We start from the raw sequence: 15,062 nt of genomic DNA on the forward strand, positions 1-15,062 counted from the left end.
GCAAAAAACCAAAGCTATCAACTTTAGAGCCCTATGAATATAGAAATAACAGGACTTACTAAAACCTATCCGAACGGACATACTGCGATTAAAGATGTGAATCTGGAAATCGGTAGTGGGATGTTCGGACTGCTGGGCCCTAATGGTGCTGGGAAATCCAGCTTTATGCGAGTGTTGGTTACAGCCCAACAAGCCTCCTCAGGCAAAATTCTGATGGACGGCTTGGATATTAATGAGAATCGTCAAAAAATTAGAACGCTCATTGGCTACCTGCCTCAGGATTTTACTTTTTTCTCAAAATTAAAGACCTGGGAATTTCTGGATTATGCTGCACAATTATCTACCTCACTCAAAAAAAAGGACCGATTGATTAAAGTGGATCAACTGCTAGATCAGGTGGGCCTATTGGATGTGCGCGAAAGATTGGCTAACAAACTTTCAGGAGGGATGAAACGCAGGCTAGGAATAGCCCAGGCACTAATTGGTGAACCCAAATTATTAGTCATTGATGAACCTACAACGGGACTAGATCCGGAAGAACGAATCCGATTTCGAAATATCCTGTCAGATTTAAGTCAAAAGGATGTCACCATTATTCTTTCCACACATATTGTGGGCGATATCAGTAGTACTTGTCACAATATGGCCATGCTCAATAAGGGTGAAGTCGCTTTCAAAGGATCTCCTGAAGGCATGATCGAACAAGTAAGAGGTCATGTATGGCAAGTCAGTCTGAATGATGAAGAATTCAACAAAATTAAAGCTGAATATTCTGTGGTTTCTACCATTCCAATTGATGGGAAATGGGAGGTGCAAGTAATTGCAATCGATCAACCGCACCCCCGAGCCACTCATGCCAATCCGAATCTGGAGCATGCATATGTATATTTTATGGAAAATGAATTAGGCGTTTCACTGGTATGATTTCAATCAAAAACATACTCACCATCTCCCGTTTTGAAGCAAAAGTGCTGTGGAGAAACTGGTTTTTTAGAATTTTAGCTATAGCTGGTATAGGCTTCTTAACTATTTTCAATATCGCAGTTTTTTCTGAAGCCGATGTACCCAGATGGGCTAATCTTGCCAATAGTTGGATGATGCCTTATGCCAGTTTAGCTTTAATAGCAATCCCACAAGCAGCAGCCGTGATATTTTTAGCTTCTGGCCTAATTAAGAAGGATAAAAAAATTGATACAAACGAGGTCTTTTTTGTTCGCCCGATCAGTAATCTTGATTATGTTTTCGGGAAGGCATTGGCACTTTTTAAGCTCTTCTTTCTACTGAATTTGGTATTTGTATTACTATCACTAGTGTTTAACATTACCAGTCCTTACACCACCTTCGAGCCGTTGGCCTACGTCATTTACCCTTTATTGACCAGTATGCCGACTATCGTTTTTACCACCGGCTTATCCTTTTTATTGGTGACGCTCCTTAAAAACCAGCCGATTACCATTGTGCTGCTATTAGGAATTGCTGGTGTACAGTTAATTTACTATTTTGATCAATTTTCTAATATTTTGGATTTTACCGCCTTTAGGCTTTCCATGTTTACTTCGGACATCTCAGGATTTGAGGATATGGAATTTGCCATTATGCAAAGGTCTTTTTACTTCATTGCAGGGATTGCCTTATTATTTATTACCGCCTTCTTTTTAGATCGATTGTCCAGCCATAAGACTACTAAGCTACTAACTGGCACTATTGGAATCCTGATCTTGGGCATTTCCGCTTTTGTGATGCTGCAACTATGGAATATCCGTCAGGATCCAATCGACTTGAGAGAAGAAATGATCAGCTTGAACGGTGAATGGGCAGAAGTTCCCAATATCACAATTGTGTCCAATTCCATTGAGATCGAATTGAAGAATCAGCAACTCTATGGCAAATCAGCCATGAAAGTTCAAAACAATAGCGGTCAGCTGCTTGATTCAATCTATTTCACGCTTAATCCCGGACTTGCAATCGATCAGGTATCTGTTAATGGCAAAATCGTGGAAGCCCGCAAAAATCTGCAAATAGTATCTATAAATCAAGCTGGCAAGATTGCTCGTGGGGAAGAAATTGAAGTGGAAATTGAATACCATGGAGATATTAAACAATCTGCCGCGCACTTAGAAGTTGATCAGGAACGTTACGAGGCTGCTTACGAGTACTTTGCTTTTTCTCTGCAAAAAAAATACGCCTTTCTAGATGATGATTACGCATTGCTCACCAAAGATGTGCTCTGGTACCCTGACACGCAAATTGGATATAATCAGGAATCCTCTACAAGTGAACGACTGTCATTTATCAACTTTCAATTGAAAGTGAAAACGCAGGATGGCCAAATGGCTATTTCGCAGGGCGAATCAACTATAACTGATAATATTTTTGAATTCCAATCAGACTATGCGCTGCCCCAAATATCACTAGTGATCGGTGATTACGTAAAGAAAGATATTACAGTAGATTCGGTAAATTATGTACTCTATCACTATCGTAACAATGATTTTTTAACAAAACAATTGGACCAACTCTCTGATACTGTCCAATTCCTAATCGCTGATCTTGCCAATGAATATCAAGATGCCCAGAAAATTCAGTATCCTTTTAAACGACTCCAATTTGTAGAGACACCGCTACAGTTTACAGCTTATAATAAAATCTACGAAAGTCATCAGGCGTACCTACAGCCCGAAACTGTCTATTGGCCTGAAAAAGGAGGTGATATCCGTCAATTTGATCTGCGAATGCAATTGCGTGATATGAATAATCAAGCAAAGCGAAACAATCAAACCTTATCGGACAAACAAAAACAAGCGAATGTTTTTAATGACCTCATTAAGCGAGTGTTTACCAAACAAATTGGTGCAAAATATACTTTTGACGGCAATAATATAGATGATGCCGACTATTCCATTTTCCCTAACTACTATACCTACAATGCTGGTTTCGGCAGTGAAGAATGGCCACTGCTCAACAGCAGCATTGCTACCTATTTAAAAAATGAAAAGAAAGCCCAAAGAGATTTCTCGAGAGATAGATATGGAATTTCATTTACCGAGGAATGTAACAAGCTCATGAGAGAGTCTTCTCTTGAAGAGATTTTATCCCAGGCAGAATTCAACAAAATTCAGAAGTCTATCTCCTTAAAAAGCCAATATCTATTTTCATACTTGGGTGAGTTGGTAGGAGAAAGCAATTTTAAAAGCTTTCTTTTCGACTGGGTCAATGCACACAGTCATCAGCTAACAAGCTATCAAGAGTTGCGAAAAGCATTGATAGCTGAATTTCAGCTCGACCTGGATCCCATTATTGAAAAAGTATATTCAGAAACAGCGCAAGCTGCCTTTGTAATACAAGATCTTCAGAAATATGAAGTATTGGATGGAGATAGAAAGCGATTTCAAATTTTAGTTGAAATAAAAAATATTGGGGATAATGATGGGGTCGTTGAAGTGAATTTCGTCACTGGAAATGATGAAGATGATGATGATTTCTGGAGAAATAAGGTAAATGAAGAAACGGAAACTGAAAAAGCCGGGCAACTGTCTGTCATCAGAAAAGGAGAAACGAAGTTACTCGGCTTTGTTCTAGATGAAAAACCTGACAATATCACCATCAACACCATTATATCCAGAAACATCCCTTCAAAAATTAATATGTCCATAGGTCCCTTGAGTAAACGAGAAGGAGCCACCTTATTCGAAGGAGAACGCATTATCAATCAAGAAACAACTACTCATCTGAATGAGCTGATTGTAGATAATGAAGATGCTGGATTTAGCAGTTTTAGTCCAATAAAACCAACTTACCTAAAAGCTTATCTCGATAGTCGAAAAACAACTGAACAGGAATATTATGGGAGCTGGGATCGCCCCTATTCAAAATGGCTGGCCACTACAGGTTCAGATTTTTACGGTGAAGTGATTCGATCTGCTCATTTTGCCCGCTCTGGTAGTGGTGAGAAGGTCGTAACATGGACGCCTGAATTTAAAGAAGAGGGCTTTTATGATATTTATACCTATATGAAGGGAAAGAATCAGAATGAATACAGTGGCAGTGATGGCAATAGTAAACAGTATTTCTATCACTATATCATCAAGCACGCAGATGGTGAGGATAACATCAATTACAATATTTCTAATGCAGAACCAGGTTGGAATTTCCTGGGATCATATTATTTCAATGAAGAAGGAGGAAGCGTTTCGCTAACAGATGAATGCGACCTTCGGACAGTTTATGCAGATGCGATAAAATGGGTTAAGCAATAACAATTATGAACAGAACTAAAGAAATTCAAAGGAAAACATCCGCTGCCGTCAGCAAACTGGCGGTGATGCTGATGATCATGGGCTGCTGTATAGTCTCCCAACAAGTGTTGGCACAAAATACGCTTACGCTGCAGGAAGCAATCGAAATTGCACAACAAAAGAGTCCTACAATAAAAAAATCGAAACTTAACCTATACGGAAATCAAAGAAGTCTGGACGCACAGCGTGCTGCTTTAAAATCCAGATTTTCCTTAGATGTGACGCCTTTTGATTATAATCGAAACCGAAACTTTAACGACTTATTTTCACAGTGGAATACGAATGAAGACTATAACTCTTTCGCTAATTTTTCAGTGTCACAGCCAATCGTAGCTACAGACGGCACAGTTTCTCTAATCAACCAGTTTGGCTACCGTGATAATTACTCTGAATTTCAAGATGTCAGAACAAAAACCTTTAGCAATAATCTGTACCTGCAGGTAGAACAACCCATTTTCACCTACAATAGAACAAAACTTCAGTTAAAAGAATTGGAGCTTAACTTGGAAAATGCCCAAATCAGCAATGGAATACAGCTCTTGAGCCTAGAACAAAATGTGACACAGTCCTTCTACAATTTCTATCAGCGTCAAAATAATTTAGAAATCGCCACTGATGAATACGAAAATCAGAAAGTTAGCTATGATATAACTTTAAATAAAGTAGAAGCCGATCTTTTGGCTAAGGAAGAATTGTATCAGGCTGAACTAAACTTAGCTTCCTCCAAATCAACAATGGAGAACAATGAAGTATTGCTCAACAATGCTTCGGATGATTTTAAACTCCTCTTGGGTATTGATTTAGATGAGGATATTGAAGTCTTGGTGGATATCGATTTCATCACCCGAAAAGTTGATCTCGCTAAAGCCATAACCCACGGACTTGAACACCGCATGGAATTAAGACAGCGCGGGATGGATATAGAGCGATCGAAATTTGAATTAATCCGCACCAGGGCATTAAATGAATTTAAAGGATCCGTTGCTCTCTCATTGGGTGTTTTTGGTGATAACGAACAAGCACCTGAAGTATATCAGCAACCCAATTTAAATCCTCGGGTCGCCATAACCTTCAATATCCCGATTTGGGATTGGGGCGAAAATAAAGCTAGAATGGATGCTGCCAATGCTAATCTTGAAATCAATAAAGTGGATTTACAAGTGGAAGAGAACAACATCATTATCAGCATCAGAAAGATCTACAGAAACCTTCAAAATCTGGAAAATCAGATTTCCATCGCTGAACAAAATGTGGAAAATGCCAAGCTTACTTATGATATCAATCTTGAAAGATACAAAAATGGAGATCTGACCAGTATAGATCTCAACAGATTTCAAAGCCAGCTTTCGGAGAAGAAAAGTGCGCTAGCTGATGCCTTGATTAATTACAAAATGGAATTACTAAATCTTAAGGTTCAGTCACTGTACGATTTCGAGAAGAATGAACCAGTGATGATAAGGAATTATTAGTTATAGGTTATAGGTGATAGGTTTTAAGCTATTCTACATATAGAATAGACACTCTACCTACTACCTAACACCTAATACTTACTACTTAAAACTTACAACACTACTTAAATCTAACAATATGAAAAAGCTATTAACTTGGAGTACTCCCCTTCTATTGATGACTATTTTATGGTCATGCGGTAATGAAGAGTCCAATATTCAAACAGAAATAAAGATTCCCGTTTCGGTGGTCAGTATCAAGCCAGCAAGCATCTCAAGATTTATTGAGACCACAGGAACGGTATATTCTTCCAAAGAAGGCACTATGAAATCGGAAATGAGCGGACTTTACCGTATTCAACGAAATCCAGCTACCGGAAAGCCTTTTGCACTAGGCGATGCTGTAAAAGCCAATCAGATTGTAATAAGGCTTGAAAATGAGGAGTTTGTCAATGGTCTGCAAGTAGAAGGTAAAAGACTTAATTTAGAGTTGGCCGAAAACAATCTTGAAAAACAAAAATCACTTTATGATAAAGGAGGCGTTACCCAAACGGAATTGAAAAATGCCTCTATACAGTACGTGAATGCCAAATATTCCTTTGAAAATGCGGAGATTCAGTTGGCAAAAATGGCTGTAAGAGCACCATTTGACGGGGTAATAGTGGAACTTCCATACCATACCGATGGTGTGAAAATTGATCAGGGAACTGCGCTTTTTAGAGTCATGGAATATGATAAACTCTTAATGGACGTAAAACTACCTGAAAAGCATTTGCCTGAAGTCACTTTAGATCAACTGGTGCAAATTACCAATTACAATATTGGCAATGACACCATTGAAGGAAGGATCAGCCAAATTTCTCCTATCGTCAATCCGGATACGCGAACATTCCAAAGTGTTCTACAAATCAACAATGAAAAACGCTCACTACGGCCGGGTATGTTTATTAAAGCGGCTATTCTTTCTGAGAAACGCGACAGCACCATCGTGATTCCTAAAGAAACGGTAATCTCACGACAAGATGCTAAAGTGGTTTTTATAGTAGAAAATGGTATAGCCACAGAAAAGCAAATCACCACCGGACTCGAAACCATGGATGAGATAGAAGTATTGAGTGGACTGAAAATCAACGACCGATTAGTAGTCACTGGATTTGAGACGCTAAGAAATAAATCTAAGGTAAGTGTATTACAATAAATGCTGATCGTCAGATCACATCTAATGTTTCCATTATTTAACCCCAACTAAATTGAAAAAGATAGTTTCACTGGCCGTATCATACCCTATTTCCATCCTCATGATGGTTTTAGCGGTAATTTTATTAGGTACCATCTCTTTTGGAAAACTACCAATTGAACTGTTTCCTGATTTAAAGAACCCTACGCTATTCGTAGAATTAAAAGCGGGCATTAAACCGCCTTCTGAAATTGAAAAGCAATTTATAGAGTCGATTGAGTCTGTTGCGATCCGACAAAATGGAGCTGTAGAAGTCAGTTCCATTAGTCAAACAGGCTACGGACGCGTTACCGTTCAATATGATTGGGGTAAAGATATGGACGAAGCATTTTTGGATCTTCAGAAATCGCTCTCCAATTTCTCTTTAGATGAGGAGATTGAAGAATTCGTGATCTCCCAATTTGATCCTAATGCCACTCCTATCATGGTATTGGGAATCTATAACCCCAATTCTGCTGATACTGAAGCACTAAGAAAAGTAGCTGAGAATAATTTCAGAAATGAGATCATCCGACTGCCCGGAATTGCTGAAGTTAGACTTTCGGGTGAGCAGGAAAAAGAAGTGGTTTTAGAGACAGACCCAAACTTATTGGCTTCTTATGGACTTACAGTCAATGATATAGTAGCAAAAATAGAGAACTATAACCGGAACGTTTCTGGTGGATTTATTGAAGAGTTGGGTCGTAAATATGTCATTAAGGGACTAGGTATAATTGAAAATCCGGAAGACTTACAAGAGCTGGTAGTGGGTTATACCAGTAGAGAAAACAGCGGTACTAATCCCGCTTCCGCTCAAGTAAGTCCTGAAGCAGCCCAACAAGCTTCTGTACCACAGGCCTCAACAGCTGGCCAAGTTCCTGTGCTCTTGCGAGAAGTAGCTACACTGAAAATATTAGATAAAGAAGCCAACAGCATCGTGCGAGTAAATCAGCAACGAAGCTTGGGGATGTCCATCTTTAAAGAAACGAAATACAATACTGTAAATGCGGTAAATGAATTGACTGCAGCCTTGGATGGTTTAAAAAAATCTGTTCCCGGCTATGAATTTGTCGTGATTCAAAATCAAGGAAGATTTATTCAGGGCGCTATTGATGAAGTGAAAGATTCAGGACTTTATGGTGCACTTTTCGCAGTCATTATCTTATTCGTTTTCCTACGAAGAATAGGCTCTACATTGATCATTAGCATCGCTATTCCGGTTTCGATTATAGCCACCTTCAATTTGATGTATTTCAATGGTCTTACCTTAAATGTAATGACTCTTGGAGGTTTGGCTCTAGGAGCAGGTATGTTAGTAGATAATGCCATTGTAGTGGTAGAAGCCATTTTTCGAAGACGTGAAGAAGGCATGAGCGTAATAGATGCTGCTATCAAAGGAACGAGTGATGTGAGTGGTGCAATTACAGCCTCTACGCTTACTACCATAGTGGTTTTTTTGCCGATTGTCTATTTACAAGGACCATCCGGAGAATTATTTAAAGATCAGGCATGGACGGTGGCTTTTTCACTCATTTCCTCTCTGGCCGTAGCCATTTTGGTTATCCCAATGCTCTTTTCTCAAATTTTCCGCAAGGATAAGACCAAGCAAATGGAGAAGCCGCTTAAGTATAAGGCTTATCGTAGTTTCTTAGATAAAGTATTGCGCTACCGAATTGCATTTATTGTGATTTCATTTCTACTGGTTTTAGGTTCTTACCAACTGATCGAGATTATTGGCAGCGAATATATGCCGCAAGCAGGCACCAAAGCCATATCCGTTGACCTCAAGCTAAGCAATGGCACTCCGCTATCGAGAACATCTTCCACAGTGGATCAAATCGAAGGTCAGTTGCTGGTCCTTTTTGAAGGACAGCTTAAGCACGTGTATTCGCATATTGGCCCTGAGAAAAGCCAGTCTGGCATCGATAACGAAAATGTATATGATGAAAATAAGGCCAACATTAAACTCATATTCAAAGAGGATTTAGAGTTGGATATTACCACAGTAACCTCCACCCTATCGACTTATTTTGAGGGAATTCCCGGCATTACCGCCAGCTTCTCGAATGACGAAAGTGCGTTGAATGCAGTCTTGGGCGAAGAGCAAATGCCTTTGGTAGTGGAAGTGAGTGGAGCGGAATTTAAAACCCTAAGTGTTCTATCAGATTCTGTGATGCTCATCATGAACCGCAATGATAATATTTACGAGGCGGTTTCTAATCTGGAAGAAGGAGTACCACAAATCAAGGTGGATGTAGATAAATATCGAGCGGGATTACTACAGCTGTCGATTGATGATGTTATTAACCAAATCAAAGATCAGCTGGAAGGTAAAAAAGCGGGTACTTTGGAGCGTGGTGGCGAACTACAGGACATCATGGTCAAAGTACCGAAAATCTCGCTTTCAGGACTGGAAAATATGAGAATTAAAAGTAGCGAACGAGAATTCCCTCTCAGTGAGATTGCCGATGTAAGTGTGCAATATGCTGCTAATTCTATTTACAGAAAAAACCAAAGTAGAATGGTAACACTGGGCGCCAGAGTAAATCAGAATAAGCCTTACGATCAGATTGTGAAGTCTATTGATGCTTCCTTTTCAGAAATGACTGTGCCTCCTCAATACAAAATTAATGTAGCCGGTCAGGAAGAAAAACGTAAGGAGTCCATGGCAAACCTCACCTTCTCTCTTATACTTTCTGTGCTACTGGTTTATATGGTTCTGGCTTCTCAGTTTGAATCACTTTTACATCCCTTCACGATTTTGCTCACCATTCCATTGGCTTGTGTGGGAGCGCTCGTTTCTTTCTGGATCTTGGGAATGTCCTTAAATATGATGGCCTTTATTGGGATTATCATGCTCGCAGGAATAGCCGTGAACAATTCCATTATACTGGTGGACAGTATTAATCGAAATAAACGGAGTGGAATGGCTTTGAGGGAATCAATCTTAGATGCAGCGCAGCGCAGATTCAGACCGATCATCATGACAAGTCTAACCACAATTTTAGCTCTTCTTCCATTAACATTTGGTTTCGGAGAGAGTGCAGCGCTTCGTGCCCCAATGGCTATAGCGGTAATTGGTGGTTTAGTATCCTCCACATTGCTAACCCTAATTGTGATCCCGTGCTTCTATCAAAGCATCGAAAATCTAATCAGCAAGATTAGAGGAAGTAAAGGCGTACAAAACGAAGCGGCTCATGAGTAAGAACGGACTTTTACATACGATTATTAAGAGGAAAGTACTAGTTTCCATGCTATTCATTGGCTTTTCGGTGATGGGCTATATTTCCTATAACAAATTGCCAGTTGAGCTTTTCCCAAATGTTGAACTACCGGTATTGATAGTGCAGGTTGGCACAACTTCTGAAGTAGATCCAAAATACATGGAACGGGAAGCCATTGTGCCGCTTGAAAGTGCTATCAGTACGTTGGAAGGAATTGAAGAGATCACCTCTAATGCCGATAGCCAGCAAGGCATGATCTTTATTTCCTTCCGAAAAGGAGTCAACATCAAATACGCCTATCTAAAGTTGGAACAAAAAGTAGGCGCCATCAAATCTGATCTGGGGTCTGAATTTCTGGTCAATATTATTAAAATTGATACGGATCAGTTCACCAATGCTTTTATGGATTTGCAAGTACTGGGCAGCAGTGGCGTAGATCGGGTCAGAAATGTTACGGATCAATACATTACCGACCGACTGAACGATATTGAGGGCATTGGGGGCGTGGAAGTATTTGGTGGTCGTCAGAAAACGGTCGAGATCATCATGAATGATGCGGTCTGTGAAGCAAATGGGATTACACCCAATACCATCAGTAGTGTACTCTCGCAGAACTCTAATAAAAGTGCTTTTGCCGGACAGATTGAAAGAAATGGTGAACAAATTTTTGTCAATGTTACAGCCGAATTAAAGGACATTAAGAACATCCAAAACCTTGTCGTTTCAGAAAAAGGCCCTTTGCTATTGAGCGATGTAGCCGATGTCTTCTTTGGAGTAAAAAAGCAGACCTCTCTAAGTCGGATTAACGGAAAAGATGCCGTTTCCATTCGCTTATCAAAAGCTCCGCAAGCAAATCTAATTGCACTTTCAGAAACAAGTTTAGAAGCAATTGATGCCATAAATGAAGACCTGGAAGCATTGGGCGTGGAGATTGTGGTACAAAGCAATCAGGCTGAGTTGATGAACTCCAATATAGATCAGATTAAAAACCTGGCAGTGACTGGGGGTCTATTGGCCATTTTTGTTCTATGGGTATTTCTACGAAGGTTAAAATTCATTTTGAGCATTGCGCTCGCCATTCCTATTTCGGTCTATACTGCTTTCAATTTTTTCTATGCAGCAGGTATTTCTATCAATAGCCTTACGCTTATTGGTATGGCACTGGCCATAGGGATGCTGTTGGATAATAGTGTCGTGGTATTGGAAAACATCTACCGACATGTAGTCAATAAAAAGAAAAAAGAAGATGCTGTTGTAGACGGTACCAAGGAAGTAATGCGATCAGTCATTGCTGCTACCTTAACTACGGTCACGGTATTCCTGCCCTTTATTTTCTCCTCCAATTTCCTGATCACCATGATCGGAACGCATATTGGAATTTCCATCATTTCAACCTTATTGGTTTCTTTGGTCGTGGCGCTAGTTTTAATTCCGATGCTTGCACATTCTGCCATTAACAAAGAAGATCAGGAAAAGGCACCGCTAATTAAAAATGCTTCCATTCGCCAAAGGATGATCCAGATGTATGTGGTGATTTTGAAGTCCTGTTTTAGGAGGCCACTTTTTACGGTTATCGGTGGACTGGTACTGTTTTTCGTCACCATTGGGCTTAGCTTTTTAGTGAGTATGACGGGACCGACTGAAGTAGAAGATACGCAAATGAATATGTTTGTGACCATGCCACAGGGCGCCACATTAGAGACTACAGATCTGAAGACGAGGAGTATTGAGGAGAAAGTGATGGAAATCCCAGTAGTGGACAAAGTGATCAGTCAGATTTCCGAAGGTGATGCGGTACTTACTGTGATGCTAATAGAAGGATTTAAAGATTTAGACAGCATTTCTATACCAGACGTTCAAAACAAATTAAAGAGTATCAGCTCTAGTTTTGAAGATATGGACATTTCATTGGATGAGCCACCGCCTAGCAGAAGTGGCCAAAGTGGGGTTGGAAGTTCAGCTTCTAGTGATTTTGAAAGAATGTTAGGAATTGGAACTCCTACAGAACGCATTATTATCAAAGGCCAGGACTTTGAATTGATGAAAATCATTGCGAATGATATCAATAACTATGTAAGTGGATTGCAATCCATTAAAAGAAGTACGGTGAATATTAGCCCAGAGCGTCCAGAAGCTCATATTCTCTTTGATCAAAAGCGCATGAGTGCTAATATGATCACGCAGCAAAATGTAGCAATTGGCCTTAATGATTTCCAGCCTTCTTTTTCTTCTGGTTCCAACTTTGTGAGTGGTGGTGAAGAATTTGAAATCACCATCCAAACACAAAATCAAGTGAATCAGGCCGCTAAGGAGATGAAAGACCTACGAGAGATGCCTATTACAAGTACAACGGGTGTATCGCATTCTCTTGCTGATATTGGTTCTGTGATTTATTCTTCTGGAGAAAGCACCATCACCAGATTGAATCAGGAAAAACGAATTGAGATTACCTACAGTTTTATTGATGAAGTTACCAAATCAGAATCTCTCTTGGAATCTTCCCGAGTGGAAATTGACCAGGTTGTGAGTAGCGTCAATATTCCAAAAGGAATGGTGGTAGATGTAATTCACGATGAAGGCATGTATGATGAACTCTACTTCTTTATTTTTGCTGCTATTATGATCATTTTCATGATTTTAGCGGCAGTTTTCGAATCCATCTACTTGCCAATTGTGATCATGTTCTCGATTCCTCTGGCTGGCATAGGCGCTTTCTTAGGACTGACTTTCACCGGAAATTCACTGTTGAATGCGAATACCTTGATAGGATTGATGATCCTGTTAGGTGTTGTGGTCAATAATGGAATTATCCTGATTGACTATTCTCGGATTTTGAGAAGAAGAGGTTATAACAAATACCGATCCTTGATGATGAGTGGGATTTCACGCATCAGGCCTATCCTGATTACTTCCATTACCACTTTTGTGGCCATGTTGCCTTTGGCACTGGGAGATGCAGAATATGTGACCAGCATAGGCCAACCTTTTGCTGTAACAGTTATGGGCGGACTCGCTTTTGCTACAATCCTAACCCTGATCTACATTCCGACTATGAGTGCCGGGTTGGAAAGCGTATTACAGTGGTTCCGAAATCTAAAAATGAGCACTAAGCTCATACAGATTGCCCTCATGATCTTTTTTGCTAGCTTAATTTATCTGCAAATTGAAGGAATGCTTTGGCAGGTAATCTGGTTTCTTTCCGCTATTATTCTGATTCCGGGTGGTACCTATTTCATCATGACCTCGCTACGTCAAGCCAATGCTAAAATGGTAGCGCCAGATGAGGCTATGCATATTGAGATTCAAAACCTGACCAAAGTTTATGGTCGAGACAAACGATGGATTAGAGAATGGAAAGGCAATAAGCGTCTGTTTGATGAGCGTAATGAAGAACCGGTTTCCCGAAAATCAATCCTGCAAAATTCAATATGGCAAGGGGCATTGATTGCATTTCTGGTGTATTTCATCTATTTCTTTTTGGATAAGGCCTTCTGGCAACTGCTTTTTATGATTTCTCTGCATGCTTTATTGCTATCCATCTTCAAGGAAGTAGCACAACTAGCAGGAAAAGGACGGAAACTTATTAGATTTATCTATTCCATATTGTACTGGGGCTTTCCGATCATCAGTGCGGTATATCTCTATAGCGATATACAAGTGAAAGGCGTAGGGGTATTCCTGATCATACTATGGTTCACTGGTCTATTTCTGGTACGCGTAGCTAGAAAGCTTTCAGAAAAACCAGTGGTAGTTGAGCAAATTAAAGGACGTTTTGCTAAAATCAAAAGGTTGTATTATAAGCTATTGTTGGCTATTCCTTATGTAAAACCTAAGAAATCACAATTTAAAGCACTTAAAGGGGTGAGCCTCAATATTGAGCAAGGTATGTTCGGACTTTTAGGACCAAATGGCGCAGGTAAAACAACACTGATGAGGATTCTCTGCGGTATTATGGATCAAAGTTATGGTAAGATCTGGATCAATGGACATGACACTACTCTAAAGCGAGAGGAACTTCAAGGGCTTATTGGATATCTGCCTCAAGCCTTTGGAACTTATGAAAATATGACGCCATATGAGTTTTTAGATTATCAGGCCATTCTGAGAAAAATCAGCCAAAAAGATGTGCGGGAAGAGCGAGTTCAATACGTACTCAAAGCAGTGCATATGGATGAGCACCAGCATAAGAAGATTGGCTCTTTCTCTGGTGGGATGAAACAGCGAATTGGAATCGCACAAATACTGCTTCACTTGCCGAAGATTTTGGTTGTAGATGAGCCTACTGCCGGACTTGATCCATTGGAAAGAATCCGTTTCAGGAATCTATTAGTAGAATTGAGTCGCGAGCGGATTGTAGTTTTCTCTACTCATATCATTGAAGATATTGCAAGTAGTTGTAACAACTTAGCAGTGTTGATTTCTGGAAATATAGAGTATATGGGCAGTCCGACTACTATGGCGGAGCTGGCTGATGATAAAGTATGGGAGTTTCACCTTTCACCAGAGCAATTTGAAGCGAAGAAGGAAAATTATTTGATTGTTCATCACATGCGAGAAGGTGACCAGATTCGGGTAAAATGCCTTGCGGGTGAGCAACCAAGGGAAGATGCGGTGCATGTGCGGGCTAACTTGGAGGATGCGTATTTGTGGTTGATGAAGAGTAAAAATAATAAGGAAAAGAAGTTGGGAGAGGATCCCCCCCTAACCCGCCTCAAGGGGAAGCCGCACTGAACATTCTTTTACTTTTTACTTTGATAGTTGGTGGTAGTGGAGAAAATAGTGACAAAATTTAGTATTTACTACCAACAAAAATCCGTGAGTCTATCCCCTTGAGGGGATTATAGGGGGTGTTTTTTGATGAATTACAGCAAAAAAATGG

6 protein-coding genes are annotated in these 15,062 nt (G+C 40.0%); all 6 read left to right on the top strand.

Translation table 11 applies throughout. The features are described 5' to 3' along the window. Positions 1 to 33 precede the first annotated feature (33 nt). The 6 genes from Q3Y49_RS00620 to Q3Y49_RS00645 all read left to right on the top strand — a co-directional run bounded on the left by Q3Y49_RS00620 (position 34) and on the right by Q3Y49_RS00645 (position 14,914). Positions 34 to 924 carry an ABC transporter ATP-binding protein gene (locus Q3Y49_RS00620; RefSeq protein ID WP_303270279.1) on the top strand — a complete coding sequence of 297 codons (891 nt, stop codon included), beginning with the start codon at positions 34 to 36 and terminating at the stop codon, positions 922 to 924. After that, a complete protein-coding gene (locus Q3Y49_RS00625; RefSeq protein WP_303270280.1) occupies positions 921 to 4,256 on the top strand; it encodes a golvesin C-terminal-like domain-containing protein in 3,336 nt (1,111 codons plus the stop codon). Before Q3Y49_RS00620 ends, Q3Y49_RS00625 begins: the two co-directional genes overlap by 4 nt. A gap of 5 nt (positions 4,257 to 4,261) precedes the next feature. Continuing rightward, complete coding sequence (locus tag Q3Y49_RS00630) at positions 4,262 to 5,764, top strand: TolC family protein (RefSeq protein WP_303270281.1); 1,503 nt, start codon at positions 4,262 to 4,264, stop codon at positions 5,762 to 5,764. A gap of 118 nt (positions 5,765 to 5,882) precedes the next feature. Continuing rightward, positions 5,883 to 6,941: an efflux RND transporter periplasmic adaptor subunit gene (locus Q3Y49_RS00635; protein ID WP_303270282.1), complete on the top strand. Its 1,059-nt coding sequence runs from the start codon at positions 5,883 to 5,885 to the stop codon at positions 6,939 to 6,941. Positions 6,942 to 6,993: 52 nt separating this feature from the next. Then, on the top strand, positions 6,994 to 10,164 hold the full coding sequence (locus Q3Y49_RS00640) for an efflux RND transporter permease subunit (protein WP_303270283.1): 3,171 nt from the start codon (positions 6,994 to 6,996) through the stop codon (positions 10,162 to 10,164). Further along, positions 10,157 to 14,914 (top strand): efflux RND transporter permease subunit, encoded by a 4,758-nt coding sequence (locus Q3Y49_RS00645; RefSeq protein ID WP_303270284.1) that lies wholly within the window; start codon positions 10,157 to 10,159, stop codon positions 14,912 to 14,914. The genes Q3Y49_RS00640 and Q3Y49_RS00645 overlap by 8 nt, the downstream gene beginning before the upstream one ends. Positions 14,915 to 15,062: the final 148 nt, after the last annotated feature.

This window comes from Marivirga harenae (assembly GCF_030534335.1).
Taxonomy (GTDB): domain Bacteria; phylum Bacteroidota; class Bacteroidia; order Cytophagales; family Cyclobacteriaceae; genus Marivirga; species Marivirga harenae.

Bases quoted from the DNA above. Each gene is read 5' to 3' on its own strand.
- Q3Y49_RS00620 (WP_303270279.1), top strand. From the start codon at position 34: ATGAATATAGAAATAACAGGACTTACTAAAACCTATCCGAACGGACAT.
- Q3Y49_RS00625 (WP_303270280.1), top strand. From the start codon at position 921: ATGATTTCAATCAAAAACATACTCACCATCTCCCGTTTTGAAGCAAAA.
- Q3Y49_RS00630 (WP_303270281.1), top strand. From the start codon at position 4,262: ATGAACAGAACTAAAGAAATTCAAAGGAAAACATCCGCTGCCGTCAGC.
- Q3Y49_RS00635 (WP_303270282.1), top strand. From the start codon at position 5,883: ATGAAAAAGCTATTAACTTGGAGTACTCCCCTTCTATTGATGACTATT.
- Q3Y49_RS00645 (WP_303270284.1), top strand. From the start codon at position 10,157: ATGAGTAAGAACGGACTTTTACATACGATTATTAAGAGGAAAGTACTA.